Below are 13,259 nucleotides of genomic sequence, written 5' to 3'. Positions count from 1 at the left end.
CACTGTATTTCACGCTGTGTACGCCGAGCCTTTTTATGCGGAGAAGACCATTTTACAGGTCAGTCTTATGAGCACCGCAGAAGCTGGGTTGAAGATAGGTTACTTGCACTAGCGAAGGTATTTTGCATAGATGTGTGCGCTTATGCTGTGATGAGTAATCACACTCATTTAGTACTGTATGTAGATGATAAAAAGGCTAATAGGCTAAATGACCAAGCCATTATTATTCGTTGGCATAAAGTGTGTAAAGGCACGTTATTAACGCAAAAATACCTGCAAGGTGAAAAACTCACTAAAGCAGAGCTTATCTTTTTCAATCAAACAGTAAAACAATACCGAGAGCGGCTATCTAGCATCAGTTGGTTTATGCGCTTGTTAAATGAAGATATTGCGCGCAAAGCGAATAAAGAAGACAACTGCACTGGTCGATTCTGGGAAGGGCGCTTTAAATCACAGGCCTTGCTAGATGAAGCCGCACTAGCTGCTTGCATGGCGTATGTAGATTTAAATCCAATTAGGGCAAAGATAGCCAGCACCCCCGAAGAATCAAATCATACCAGCGTGAAAAAGCGATTAGAAAGTGCAGCAACAGGCAAGCAGCTTAAAAGTTTATTACGTTTTGCAGGCTTACCACGCCAAATCATGCCAAAAGGCCTACCTTTTGAACTTAAATCCTACCTTGAACTCGTTGAATTAACAGGCCGTGTTATAAGAGAAGACAAGCGGGGGCACATTGACAGTACATACCTTCCTTTACTAGAGCGAGTCAATATTAGCCCTGAGAACTGGTTGAAATTGACAACACAATTTACGCGTGTGTTCCATGGTGCAGTCGGTAGACCTTCTTCACATGAAAGCTATTGTGAAAATTTAGGAAGAAAGCGGCGAGCAAACATGAGTAACTGCGAAAAATTACTCGCATAAAGCTTAATCAATCAAATACGTAAACTTACTGTATAGAGCAGGTATTTCCATGTCTGTCATTTAAGTTTTACAACGATATTTACTTATTTAAAGCTGAAATCAGTCTTTTAAAGTTGCAAGAAACTAATGCAGAGATTAATAGTGAATTTTGTGACACAGGTTTAATAGGTCGTTAAGATGGGTGTCATCATATGATACCGTAGCCTCAATTACTGACAAAGGAATTATTATTAAAAATTCTTTTGGTAGTAATATATTCAAATTGCTTTTTTTAACTATTTATTATGTCAGTTTCGGTAAAAGCAAATACTTATCAGTAACAAACGGTATTTAGTAAGAATATTCAAACGAAAAAAAACCGTTGGCTGTTTTCACACTGTTTAATATTTTAGCCAACTATTTCAAGTCTGTTTATATTGGCGTTTTACGAACTAAGGAAAGTTATGATTAAATCAATACTGATAATATTTACATTGTTTTTAGCTAGTCTTGCTACCGCTGAAGAGTTTACTGATGTGTCTGAGATCACAGAGCGCTTGGAAGATGACATACCAAAGATTTTAGATAAACACAAAGCTCCTGGTGTTGCACTTGCATTTGTCAATGGAAATAGAGTTCTAGAGTTTCGATCCTATGGTTTTGCCGACGTAGCAGCCAAAACTGAGATTACCCAAAGCACAATGTTTAACGTAGGGTCTATTTCTAAGCTGGTTACTGTTTGGGGAGTAATGCAACTTGTAGCTCAAGGCAAAGTCGATTTAGATGCGCCAATAAACCAATACCTCAAACGTTGGCAGATCCCTAAGTCTGAGTTTAACGCAAAAAAAGTAACATTGAGAAATATCTTATCTCACACTTCAGGCTTGTCACTTGGCCCATATACAGGCTGGGAGTCTCCAGAAAAGTTAACATCTATAGTTGACTCATTAAATGGCAATAACAATGGCGCCGGATCTGTTGAACTTATTCATGTGCCCGATACAAAATGGTCTTATTCTGGTGGTGGGTATTCAGTGGTGCAACTTTTAATTGAAGATGTGTCAGGCATGGCATTTGAAGACTATATGCAGCAATACATGTTTAAGCCTCTAAATATGAAGGATTCTACTTTTAACATTACTAAAAAAGTTATCAAAAAGTCGGCAACACCTTACGATAATTCCGGCAAAGTCACGGGCATGGTTTATTTTAATGAGAAAGCAGCTGCTGGTTTACAGACAACGCCAATAGACTTAGCACGCTTTAATATGGCTGTGTTGCGCAACAACGATGGTGATTATAATGGTTTAGGGTTGCTACCAGAAAAATTAATTGATCTGATGATAAAGCCCGCGCCAAACACTAATGGGCGCTGGAGTATGAGCTATGTTGTTGACGCAAAGAATAGCAGTCTTGGCTTTGCTGGATTTAATCGTGGTTGGGTCTCGCTATCACGCTCTATTACTGACCTTAACTTTGGTTATGTGATTTTAAGTAATAGTAGTATTGGCGCAGTGAATAATGACATTGATAGTCTTATCCTTTCTATTGTTAAACAAAGCCATAACTAAAATGGATACAACAAAGTATTTCAGCGGGTAAAGCGCTCAATTCGACGATAAGTTTGTAGTGGCATAGTTAATTTTGCCACCCATTCAAAAACTAGCATTCGTTTTTTACATACAGGGTTGTGAAAAAACATACAGAGCTTTTTACTAAGACCTTTTATTAAAAACACCGTCTAATGTTAAGCTAACTAAAATTTAGCAACCTAATATGGCTATGTCTTTTTATCTTCCATTACTTACTCCGCATTTTCAACGTATAGCTATTGGCGAAACCCTAACCTCACTTTGGAGCGGCTGCGGCCATATTGTGAAGTGTCAGCTTGATGAGCAAGCCTGTGTAATTAAAGCGATTAAAGTACCCGATCACATTAATCATTCTAAAATTAAACAAAGCAACTTTGCCCTGACTAGGAAGCGTGACTCTTATCAAGTTGAATATACGTTTTATCAGCAATTTAGCCATAAACTGCCCAAGCAAGCGACAGCTATTGAATGCATAAAAGCAATCAACAAAGGTGATGAGTATGCCTTGGTGTTTAAAGACTTTTCAAAGCTGGGATACACCCAAGCAACCACCGAGAATATAAAAGCCATATTAAAGTGGTTGGCACATTTTCATGCCTTTCATTTAAATGCCTTTCATTTAAATGCCTTTCATTTAAATACAAAGTTTGATGGTTTATGGCCGCAAGGAAGTTATTGGCATTTAGATACCCGGCCTGATGAATTTAATAACTTACCTAAAAAGTCCGATATTAAACAGGCAGCTACTCAATTAAATAACGCGTTAAAGCAATGTGACTACCAAACGTTAATTCATGGTGATGCCAAGCTTGCTAATTTTGCCGCTAATAGCCAAGGGCATATACTCGGTTATGACTTTCAATATGTGGGTGCAGGTGTTGGGGTGGTAGATGTTATGTATTTTATGACCAGTTGTATGGATGATTCTGAGCTTCACAAACACGCACAAACTTACCTCAACTATTATTTTAGCCAGTTTAAAAACGCACTCAGTCACTACCAACCAGCAGTGAATGCGGATGACGTTATTGCACAATGGGCTCATTTATGGCCGGTGGCGTGGGCAGACTTTTATCGGTTTTTACTTGGGTGGAGCCCCGAGCATAAAAAAATTAACGGCTACATGCATGCTCAGGTAAATAATTGGTTAGCCAGTAACAACTCATAAACACAAAAAGTTGAACAGTTATGGCTAAATTAAATATTTTGGCACGAACTATGAAATCAGGGCTAAAATTAACAGTCAAACGGCCTGTTTTAATATAAAATACGTCAAGTTTTTTATCACTAGGTTTATTACTATGGCTATTCACGTTATTTCTCACCCCCTTGTTCAACATAAGTTAGGTTTAATGCGCGCGCATGGAATTAGCACGAAAAGTTTTCGAGAGTTGTGTTCAGAAGTTGGCACATTATTAACTTACGAAGCCACTAAAAACCTAGAATTAGAAGATAACGAAATTACAGGTTGGGACGGTAATAAACTTAAAGTTGAGCATATTAAAGGTAAAAAAATTACCGTTGTGCCAATTTTACGCGCAGGCCTTGGGATGATGGACGGCGTAATGCAATTACTCCCAGCGGCTAAAGTGAGTGTAGTGGGGTTAGAGCGTAACGAAGAAACACTTGAGCCAGTACCTTATTTTGAAAAGCTAGTAGGTAATATTGATGAGCGTTTAAGCTTAGTGATTGACCCAATGCTGGCTACTGGTGGCTCTATGATCGCCACCATCGATATGCTTAAAAAAGCAGGCTGTAAAGAAATTAAAGTCATTGTACTGGTTGCTGCGCCTGAGGGCGTTGAAAAAACATTAGCCGCTCACCCAGATGTAGAGATTTTTACTGCCTCAGTTGATAGCCACCTCAATGAAAAAGGCTATATTATCCCAGGATTAGGGGATGCAGGTGATAAAATTTTCGGTACGGTTTACTAGGGTTTAGCAGTGCAAAATAATTCTACGTTTTCAATAAAAACCATTTTAACGGGTGCCCAAATGCTATTTGTAGCGTTTGGTGCGCTGGTATTAGTGCCTATTTTAACGGGTCTCGATCCGAGTGTTGCGTTGTTTACCGCAGGTTTAGGTACTTTGTTGTTTCAATTTGTCACTAAAGGCCAAGTGCCTATCTTTTTAGCCTCGTCATTTGCGTTTATTGCACCCATTATTGCCTCAGTGCAAATGTGGGGAATACCCGCCACTATGGGCGGCTTAATGGCAGCGGGCTTTACTTATATGCTGTTGAGTTTATTGGTGAAGTTTAAAGGCACAAAAACCTTACATAAAATTTTGCCGCCAATTGTGGTCGGCCCAGTCATTATGGTGATTGGCCTCGCACTCGCGCCAGCTGCGGTTAATATGGCCATGGGTAAAAGTGGCGATGGTGGTACACAAATTATTGCCTACGACAGTGCCATTATTATTTCTATGTTCTCATTACTAGTCACTTTAGTGTTTGCCGTGTGGGGCAAAGGGGTATTTAAACTGATCCCAATTTTAGCCGGTGTTGTTGCGGGTTACACGCTTTCGTTATTTATGGGTGTAGTACAGTTTGAAACAGTCAGTAATGCACAGTGGTTGGCAGTGCCTAACTTTGTACTTCCTGAGTTTAAATGGCAAGCCATTTTATTTATGGTGCCGGTGGCAATTGCGCCTGCTATTGAACACATTGGCGACATGATGGCAATTAGCCAAGTTACAAAAAAAGACTATTTGAAAAAGCCCGGGCTACATCGCACTTTATTTGGTGATGGGTTAGCCACGTCTGCTGCGTCATTATTTGGCGGCCCACCTAACACCACTTACTCAGAGGTAACTGGTGCAGTAATGCTAACTAAAAACTTTAACCCCAAAGTGATGATGTGGACTGCCATTATTGCAATTTGTTTAGCGTTTGTAGCTAAAATGGGCGCGGGTTTGCAAACCATTCCGGTGCCTGTGATGGGCGGCATAATGATTTTATTATTTGGCTCTATTGCTGTTATTGGCTTAAACACCTTGGTTAAATCGGGCGATGACTTAAGCGAACCACGCAATTTAAGTATTGTGGCGCTTATTTTAATTTGCGGTATTGGTGGTATGCACATTGGTAGCAGCCAGTTCAGCCTTGAAGGTGTGAGTTTATGCGCTGTTTTAGGTATTGTATTAAATTTAGTATTCCCAAAAGCACAGAGCAACGAGAATTAAATTTGCACTGTGGTTAAAAATATTGCACCAAAAAAGCGCATTTTAAATGCGCTTTTTTTTTAACCTACTAAAAAGTAACAATAAATAATATTGGTCTAGTAACTGCATTTCCTTATTCATACCCTATAGTTGAATCAGGGATTGTTATATTGGAGGCCAATAGTGTGGATATAAATGCTTTTTTAGTAAAACATCAATTGCCGTTGAAATATCAATATATTAGTGAGCAGTATTTTTCTGTGATTGCTCAGGATATTTTAACCAGCAAAAAAAATGCGCCTTTATTTGTTGCCATCAACGGCTGCCAAGGCTCAGGAAAAACCACGCTTGGTGACTATTTAGTGACTTGGTTTGAGCAAAACACCCACCTAAATTGTGTCGCACTCTCTATTGATGACTTTTATTTATCAACCCAAAAACGTCAGCAGCTAGCACAAGATGTGCATTGTTTATTTGCCACCCGTGGAGTTCCAGGCACACATGATGTTGCCCTTATGGATAAAACCATTAGTCGCTTGTTAAATAAAGAGGTTAATGTACCGCTGCCACGTTTTGACAAACAACAAGATGAACCCGTAGCAAAAAATAAATGGTTAACCAATAGCCAGCCAGTCGATATTGTTATTTTAGAAGGGTGGTGTGTAGCCAGTGAGCCACAGCAGCCTTTTACCTTAATTGAGCCTATTAATGAGCTAGAAAAATCATACGATCAGCAAGGACTATGGCGCCGCTGTATTAATAGCTGTTTAGCCAATGAGTATAAAACCGTATTTAATAAAATTGACTACACAATTATGCTTAAAGCGCCGAGTTTTGACGATGTATTTGCATGGCGACAAGAGCAAGAGCACAAGCTAATCGCAAAACAAGGCCAAGGCGCAGGTACCATGACCGACGAGCAGCTGCTTTGGTTTATTTCTCACTTTGAGCGTATTACCCGAGAAAATTTAAGTACCCTCAGTGCCAAAGCAAATGCGTTAATAGAGCTTGATAGTCACCGTGATGTAGTCGCAATGCAGTTAACTAGCGACAATATTGGTCAGCCCATTATTTTTACCGATTTAGATGGTACGTTATTAAATCATAGAGACTACAACACCGAAGCGGTCGACACTTTATTACAAGAGCTGCAATACAGCGGTGTGCCGGTGGTATTTAACACCAGTAAAACGTTTAGTGAAGTGGTGGCACTGCAACAAGCGCTCAATATTAAACAGCCTTTTATTGTTGAAAATGGCTCGGCTGTCTATATTCCTGAAAATTACTTTACCCTCAGACCCATTGGCTGCAGCGAATACCAAGGCTATTGGTGTTATTCATTTGCGGCGCCCATTAGCAATTTATGGGCTGATTTAACACATTTAAAAAAAGACTACAGCGACCAATATAGTTTATTCAGTGAGTTATCGTGTGAGCAGGTAATGCACATCACAGGGTTAAACGAGATACAGGCGGCGCAAGCACAGAATCGTCAATATTCAGATCCGCTCTGCTGGCATGGCGAAGAGCACAAACTTAACGAATTTATAAACGCAATAACAGTGTACGGCTACGACGTTAAAGTAGGCGGGCGCTTTATCCACATTGGTAAAAATACCGATAAAAGCATGGCGCAGCAATGGCTGGTGAAACAGTTTACTGCGCAGTTTACTAAGCCGCTAAGCATTATTGCGCTTGGGGATAGTGATAACGATAAGCAAATGCTAGAAGAGGCAGATATTGCCATTATTATTGCCAATCCAGAGAGTAAAAAGCCGGTTAAATTAACCCATAACAAAGCGCGTTATTCTCAGTTGCCAGCGCCGTTAGGCTGGGTAGAAGAAATCACTGCATTACCTTGTATTAACAGCATTTTACCCAATTTTGAGGAGTATAGTTTACATGGCTGATTTTTATCAAAATGGCATCATTACAACGTTACATAATATTGCCAACAGACCCGTAGACGATTTAGAAAAAGAGTTGCTGAGTTTTAGTAAGCAGCGACCCATGGGGCTTATTTTGCCCTCATTATTTAGTGAGTTAGAAGGCCCCGCGCTACAAAATATTGTTAAAGAGCTGCAAAAAGTACCTTATTTATCACAAATTACCATAGGCTTAGACAGAGCCGACGAAAGCCAATATCGTTATGCACTGAACTTTTTTAAAGCGCTTGATCAAAACCACAAAGTACTTTGGAACGACGGGCCACGCTTACAAGCGCTCGACAAAGAGCTTCAAGCCTTAGGTGTGGCGCCACGCGAGCTCGGTAAAGGGCGTAATGTGTGGTATTGCATGGGCTATAAATTAGCCACCGCTGAGGTTGAATCAATCGCCTTGCATGACTGTGATATTTTAACTTATGACCGAGGCTTATTAGCGCGGTTAATATACCCTGTTGCACACCCTCGATTTAACTATGAGTTTTGTAAAGGCTTTTACCCGCGCACCGCCAATGGAAAAATTAATGGCCGTGTCTCTCGGTTATTGGTTACTCCGTTATTGCGCTCGTTTAAAACCATTTTAGGCAGCCGTGATTACCTTGAGTACATGGACTCGTTTCGCTACCCATTAGCCGGTGAATTTTCGTTTAGACGCGATGTATTAAACGATATTCGTATACCTAGTGACTGGGGATTAGAAATTGGCGTATTAAGTGAAATGTATCGTAATTATTCTCATAACCGATTATGCCAAGTCGATATTGCCGATAACTACGATCATAAACATCAGGCGTTATCGATCGACGACCAAACCGCTGGCCTTTCTAAAATGTCGATTGATATCACCAAAGCATTATTTAGAAAGTTAGCAACGCAAGGGGTTACCTTTACCAGCGAAACTATTCGCTCATTAAAAGCCACATATTACCGTATAGGTTTAGATTTTATTGAAACCTATCATAATGATGCACTAATGAACGGTTTAACACTGGATATTCACCAAGAAGAAAAAGCCGTTGAAATGTTTGCGCAAAATATCATGAATGCCGGTCAGCACTTTTTAGAAAACCCAATGGAAGCGCCCTTTGTGCCGAGTTGGAATCGTGTGGCCTCGGCAATGCCAGACGTACTTGAGCGTTTAAAAGAAGCCGTTGAGCTAGATAACGAGCAATACAGTTAACATCATTAAACGAGGCGCCTGTGAGTATAGTTAAAGAACAGTTTTTTCAACGAGTTGAACAACATTTACATGCTATTTATCAAGATGTTGAATTACCGATAGCAATAAGCGAATTGACTGAAGAATTGATCACCTTAATTTTAGGTGATAACCCACTTCGCGATCCCACGCCACACACTAACCGCTGGGATGAACAAGATGTTGTGCTAATTGCCTATGGCGATTCGATAATAAACCATGAAGACAGTGATTTAGCCGTAGGCACCCCTTTAGAGGCGCCTTTAAAAACCTTGCATCGCTTTATAAAAGAGCAGTGCGATCATCAGCTTAATGCACTGCACATTTTACCCTTTTATCCGTATAGCTCAGATGAAGGGTTTGCGGTGATGAACTATGCACACGTTAATGAAGCGCTGGGCGACTGGCAAGACATTAACGCAATTGCAAAAGATGTAAAACTGATGGCTGATTTAGTAATTAATCATTGCTCTAGTCGAAGTATTTGGTTTGAAAACTTTTTAACTGATACACACCCAGGGAAAGACTACTTTAAAACAGCCAGTTTAACTGACGATTTAAGCCAAGTTGTTCGTCCTCGTACATCGCCCCTATTAAATACGGTAACAACAACCAGTGGTGAAAAGCATGTATGGTGTACATTTAGTCATGATCAAGTGGATTTTGATTTTGAAAACCCCGAGGTGTTAAAAGAGTTTGTCGGTATTATTCGTCATTATTTAGACAACGGTATTCGGTTATTTCGCCTTGATGCGGTGGCCTTTTTATGGAAACAACTTAATACCAGTTGCATAAACTTACCGCAAACCCACGAAGTAGTGCGTTTACTACGAACGCTGATTGAGCATGCCGAGCCAAGTGTGGTGATCATCACCGAGACTAATATTCCCAATCAGGAGAACTTGTCTTACTTTGGTAATGCCAATGAAGCCCATGCAATTTACAATTTTGCCTTGCCGCCGTTGTTGTTGCATACCTTACTCAGTGGTGATAGTACGGCGCTTAAGAATTGGATGATGAGTATGCCGCCTGCACAAAACGGCACTGCGTATTTTAATTTTATAGCCTCTCATGATGGCATTGGTTTAAGACCAATTGAAGGCTTGCTGCAACCCAGTGAGGTTGCTTCTTTAGTCAGTACCACCATGCAATTTGGGGGACGCGTTTCAATGCGCACCAGTCACGATGGCACACATACCCCTTATGAGCTTAATATAGCTTTATTTGATGCCTTACAAGGAACGCATAATGGCGCGGATAAATTTGGCCTTGAGCGCTTTTTATGTGCTCACGCCATTATGTTTGCAATGGAGGGGATCCCAGGGCTGTATATACATAGTTTACTTGGCACCACTAATGACTATGAACGCTTTGATAATTCGCAGCACAATCGCGCCATTAACCGTCATCGCTGGCAAGAATCTAAATTATTAGCAGCAATTGCAGAAAAATATAGTCATCATCATCAAGTATTCAATGGAGTAAAACAGTTATTAGCAGTGCGTAAAAGGCAAGCGGCATTTCATCCTAATGCAACACAGTTCACTTTGCATTTAGGAGAGGGGTTATTTGGTTTTTGGCGACAAAGCATTGACCGCCAGCAAAGTATTTTTTGTATTTATAATATCAGCAGTCAGCCACAAAGCTTAACCTTGGCCGATTTGAACTTAATAAATACACAGCAATGGTATGAGCTGCTCTCTAAAACAGTGCTGGATGAAGAGCTTAAAACTATGCAAGTAGCACCGTATCAAACACTCTGGTTATCTAATAGAGCATAAATAACGACGTTTAAAGTAATCAATGTAACTGTAAAGGGGCTTTACAGTTACATTACTCAAGCGCGAGTAGTAAGTTTTCTATAGTAAATTCAACGTCTGGGCGGGTTTTACTAAACTGCGAAAAGTCTATTTCGGCTAGGTTATTCGCATTAATTGCATTATATAAAGGCTTATTTGTATCGTTGAGTGGCTGAAAAATATCATTAGTGCTGTGAAAAAGTGGCCAACGCTTTAAATCAGTATGGTTATCAAATAAGTTTATAATTGCATGAGCCCCTAATAAAACATGACCCCCTATCGATATATCAAGCGTGTATGCGTTATTAGGCGCAGAATCCCAGTTAATCCCACCCACAATAACCTGAGATTGCATGTTTAGCTGTTTTAATGCCCTTTTTGCGCCAAAAGCAATGGCGTCATTCGCACACCAAATAATGTTAATTTCAGGGGCTTGCTGCATATACGCCATGGTTTTTATATAGCCTTCTTGCTCAGACCAATTTGCAACCTCTTTAGCGGTTAAGGTTACTTTAGGTGTTTGCGCTAAAAAATCCATTAACCCTTGGGTACGTAAAGTGGAAGCGGGGGTTGTGTAATCCCCTAGTAAAGCTAATGTATGAGCTGGCATTTTTGTTTTATTGGTAAACTTTTTATAAAGCTGCTGCATCAATGATTTACCTGCAACACGATTATTAGGGGTAATACTGCCGACCACATTGGCGCCATTTGTTTGCAATTGCTCGAGAGACGCAGGGGAAGGGCGATTTAATAAAAAATAAATGGGAACCTTGTTACTGTCTATTTTAGATAGGTATTGGCTGGTGACATTTTTTTCGTTTACTAATATCAGATAATCAGGCTTATCGTTAATGGCCTGCTGGATCAGCTCTTTCATTAAAATATGATTTCGGTTGGCGTACTTTATAGTTAATGTCACATCTAAATCAGAGGCAGCATTTTGCATAATTTTAGAAACATGAAACCAAAAATCACCGGTTTTATTGCTCTCAGCCTCAATGGAATTTGAAAAGCCAGGATTGATGAATATGATCTCTAAGGCATTAATACTGTAACTACTGAATAGCAGGCAGGTATAAGTTATCAGGCGGTATAATTTAAACAAAGGCATATGTTTCTCTATATATTTTATAAAGCTCGATTTTTACCTTGCTAACTAGCTCCGTGGTGACATCTAAGCGTTATGCTATATAATACCCTAGTAAGTTTAGCATGTATGCAGCAATTAATTTTTTTAGGATTTATGAATGAAAGCAGTTTTATTGTTAATAGTATTACTCTTTAGTCAAACAGTTGCCGCTAATGACGTAAGTGATTTAGAAAAGACCATGAAAAATATTGGGCTGGCTTATAAACAAAGTGTTGAAGCAACCCAGCTGCAAGAATTTAATGGTGCTATCGATGAATTTATTAAATTGATAGAGCAAAGTAAGCAAGCCAAATTTTATAAAGAAGCTCAGAAGTCGGTGCAAGGGCTCGATAAAGTACTTGTTCAAGCCCAGTTGGCAAAAAAAATAGCTAATGAGCAGGAACTCGAAGCTGCAAAAAAACCACTTAAAGCTATCGATAATTTACGCAAAAAATATCATAAATTACATGAGCCTCCAGGCTTTTTTGAATTACTGTTTGGAAAATGAGGATTAGCAATGGAAATTTCAGTTTCAATGTTAGACGGTCAAAAATTAAGTACTAAGTTTGGTGAGCATGAAGTAATAAGCGATCAAAGCATCAATGCCGGTGGTGGGGCAGAGCACCCAGAACCATTTGACTATTTTTTGGTTAGCATGGTTTTGTGCGCTGGTTTTTATGCGCGTAAATTTTGTCAGCAAAGAGAGATCTCAACCGACGGCATGACGCTGACACAAAATAACGAGAATGTAGATGAAAACGGTAAAAAACGTTTTTCTATTGAAATTGGGTTGCCTGAAGGTTTCCCCGATAAATATAAAAAAGCACTTATTGCTGCTGTAAATACATGTACCGTGAAAAAGGTTATTCAGGCAGTGCCTGAGTTTTCTGTTGAAGTAAAGTAAATACCCTTTAATAATAATGCCGAGTAATAAACTCGGCATTATTATTTTATCCCACTATTTTTTATTCATACCCTGTACGGCCTTAAATCTTGGGTTATCTTTACATATCACGAACACGCGCCCTTTACGTTTTACAATTTGACAACCAGGTCGTTGTTTTGCACTTTTTAATGAACTTAATACTTTCATTTGCTTTCCTTTTTAGCCGAAGATAAGTTTTTAAAACGACGATTAAATTGCGCAACGCGACCATCGGATGCGAGCGTTTTTTGTTTGCCTGTATAAAATGGATGTGAGTTACTTGAGACATCAATAGGCACATAGGGATATGTATTACCGTCTATTTCGATAGTGCGGTCGGTTTTGATGGTTGAACCTATAATGAAATATGAATCGGCTGCAGTATCATGAAAAGCAACCACATGGTAATCAGGGTGAATATTGGGTTTCATTAAATGCCTTCAATGTTATGTGATAGTATATCATTTAATTTAACGTATTTATTTTCCCTTTGCAAATCATTTCAAATAGCCTTAAACGCAGTGTAATTGCTGTGTATTTGCACAAAATAGTCAAAAAATAAGCACTTAGATCAAAAGTACTGGCTATTAGTATTTAGGCTGCTATAAC

The 13,259-nt window shown here is 39.5% G+C and carries 13 protein-coding genes; 10 read left to right on the top strand and 3 right to left on the bottom strand.

The window, feature by feature from the left end; genetic code table 11:
• The 8 genes from ACTRWE_RS18065 to ACTRWE_RS18030 form a co-directional block, all read left to right on the top strand.
• A partial coding sequence (locus ACTRWE_RS18065) for a transposase (RefSeq protein WP_462880437.1) occupies nucleotides 1-924 on the top strand: 924 nt, incomplete at its 5' end.
• 443 nt (nucleotides 925-1,367) lie between these two features.
• Nucleotides 1,368-2,474, top strand: coding sequence for a serine hydrolase domain-containing protein (locus ACTRWE_RS18060; protein WP_462880436.1), 1,107 nt, complete (start codon nucleotides 1,368-1,370; stop codon nucleotides 2,472-2,474).
• A 211-nt stretch (nucleotides 2,475-2,685) separates the two neighbouring features.
• A complete protein-coding gene (locus ACTRWE_RS18055; protein ID WP_462880438.1) occupies nucleotides 2,686-3,663 on the top strand; it encodes a phosphotransferase in 978 nt (325 codons plus the stop codon).
• Nucleotides 3,664-3,796: 133 nt separating this feature from the next.
• Complete coding sequence (upp, locus tag ACTRWE_RS18050) at nucleotides 3,797-4,429, top strand: uracil phosphoribosyltransferase (RefSeq protein ID WP_008115315.1); 633 nt, start codon at nucleotides 3,797-3,799, stop codon at nucleotides 4,427-4,429.
• 9 nt (nucleotides 4,430-4,438) lie between these two features.
• The gene (locus ACTRWE_RS18045) at nucleotides 4,439-5,677 is read left to right on the top strand and encodes a uracil-xanthine permease family protein (RefSeq protein ID WP_028834749.1); all 1,239 of its coding nucleotides are present in this window, start codon (nucleotides 4,439-4,441) and stop codon (nucleotides 5,675-5,677) included.
• A gap of 146 nt (nucleotides 5,678-5,823) precedes the next feature.
• On the top strand, nucleotides 5,824-7,566 hold the full coding sequence (locus ACTRWE_RS18040; protein WP_029609948.1) for an HAD-IIB family hydrolase: 1,743 nt from the start codon (nucleotides 5,824-5,826) through the stop codon (nucleotides 7,564-7,566).
• Nucleotides 7,559-8,779, top strand: coding sequence for a glycosyltransferase family protein (locus ACTRWE_RS18035; RefSeq protein ID WP_069438961.1), 1,221 nt, complete (start codon nucleotides 7,559-7,561; stop codon nucleotides 8,777-8,779). The genes ACTRWE_RS18040 and ACTRWE_RS18035 overlap by 8 nt, the downstream gene beginning before the upstream one ends.
• A gap of 20 nt (nucleotides 8,780-8,799) precedes the next feature.
• On the top strand, nucleotides 8,800-10,578 hold the full coding sequence (locus ACTRWE_RS18030) for a sugar phosphorylase (protein WP_462880435.1): 1,779 nt from the start codon (nucleotides 8,800-8,802) through the stop codon (nucleotides 10,576-10,578).
• 52 nt (nucleotides 10,579-10,630) lie between these two features.
• On the opposite strand, the gene ACTRWE_RS18025 is transcribed toward ACTRWE_RS18030, so the two are convergent.
• Nucleotides 10,631-11,707 (bottom strand): ABC transporter substrate-binding protein, encoded by a 1,077-nt coding sequence (locus ACTRWE_RS18025; RefSeq protein ID WP_262976455.1) that lies wholly within the window; start codon nucleotides 11,705-11,707, stop codon nucleotides 10,631-10,633.
• A gap of 136 nt (nucleotides 11,708-11,843) precedes the next feature.
• On the opposite strand from ACTRWE_RS18025, the gene ACTRWE_RS18020 reads away from it, so the two are divergent.
• Nucleotides 11,844-12,233: a cytochrome b562 gene (locus ACTRWE_RS18020; RefSeq protein WP_262976454.1), complete on the top strand. Its 390-nt coding sequence runs from the start codon at nucleotides 11,844-11,846 to the stop codon at nucleotides 12,231-12,233.
• A 9-nt stretch (nucleotides 12,234-12,242) separates the two neighbouring features.
• Complete coding sequence (locus tag ACTRWE_RS18015; protein ID WP_262976453.1) at nucleotides 12,243-12,629, top strand: OsmC family protein; 387 nt, start codon at nucleotides 12,243-12,245, stop codon at nucleotides 12,627-12,629.
• Between the two features lie 54 nt (nucleotides 12,630-12,683).
• Here ACTRWE_RS18015 and ykgO read toward each other — a convergent pair whose 3' ends face one another.
• Nucleotides 12,684-12,818 (bottom strand): type B 50S ribosomal protein L36, encoded by a 135-nt coding sequence (gene ykgO, locus ACTRWE_RS18010; RefSeq protein ID WP_036954899.1) that lies wholly within the window; start codon nucleotides 12,816-12,818, stop codon nucleotides 12,684-12,686.
• A complete protein-coding gene (locus ACTRWE_RS18005; RefSeq protein WP_262976452.1) occupies nucleotides 12,815-13,081 on the bottom strand; it encodes a type B 50S ribosomal protein L31 in 267 nt (88 codons plus the stop codon). The genes ykgO and ACTRWE_RS18005 overlap by 4 nt, the downstream gene beginning before the upstream one ends.
• Nucleotides 13,082-13,259 lie beyond the last annotated feature (178 nt).

This window comes from Pseudoalteromonas sp. G5_S1_54_S4 (assembly GCF_054968565.1).
The sequence above is the reverse complement of the archived record's forward strand: the minus strand, read 5'-3'. Positions and strand labels throughout refer to the sequence as shown.

Bases quoted from the DNA above. Each gene is read 5' to 3' on its own strand.
- ACTRWE_RS18060 (WP_462880436.1), top strand. From the start codon at position 1,368: ATGATTAAATCAATACTGATAATATTTACATTGTTTTTAGCTAGTCTT.
- ACTRWE_RS18055 (WP_462880438.1), top strand. From the start codon at position 2,686: ATGTCTTTTTATCTTCCATTACTTACTCCGCATTTTCAACGTATAGCT.
- upp (WP_008115315.1), top strand. From the start codon at position 3,797: ATGGCTATTCACGTTATTTCTCACCCCCTTGTTCAACATAAGTTAGGT.
- ACTRWE_RS18035 (WP_069438961.1), top strand. From the start codon at position 7,559: ATGGCTGATTTTTATCAAAATGGCATCATTACAACGTTACATAATATT.
- ACTRWE_RS18025 (WP_262976455.1), bottom strand. From the start codon at position 11,707: ATGCCTTTGTTTAAATTATACCGCCTGATAACTTATACCTGCCTGCTA.
- ACTRWE_RS18020 (WP_262976454.1), top strand. From the start codon at position 11,844: ATGAAAGCAGTTTTATTGTTAATAGTATTACTCTTTAGTCAAACAGTT.
- ACTRWE_RS18015 (WP_262976453.1), top strand. From the start codon at position 12,243: ATGGAAATTTCAGTTTCAATGTTAGACGGTCAAAAATTAAGTACTAAG.
- ykgO (WP_036954899.1), bottom strand. From the start codon at position 12,818: ATGAAAGTATTAAGTTCATTAAAAAGTGCAAAACAACGACCTGGTTGT.
- ACTRWE_RS18005 (WP_262976452.1), bottom strand. From the start codon at position 13,081: ATGAAACCCAATATTCACCCTGATTACCATGTGGTTGCTTTTCATGAT.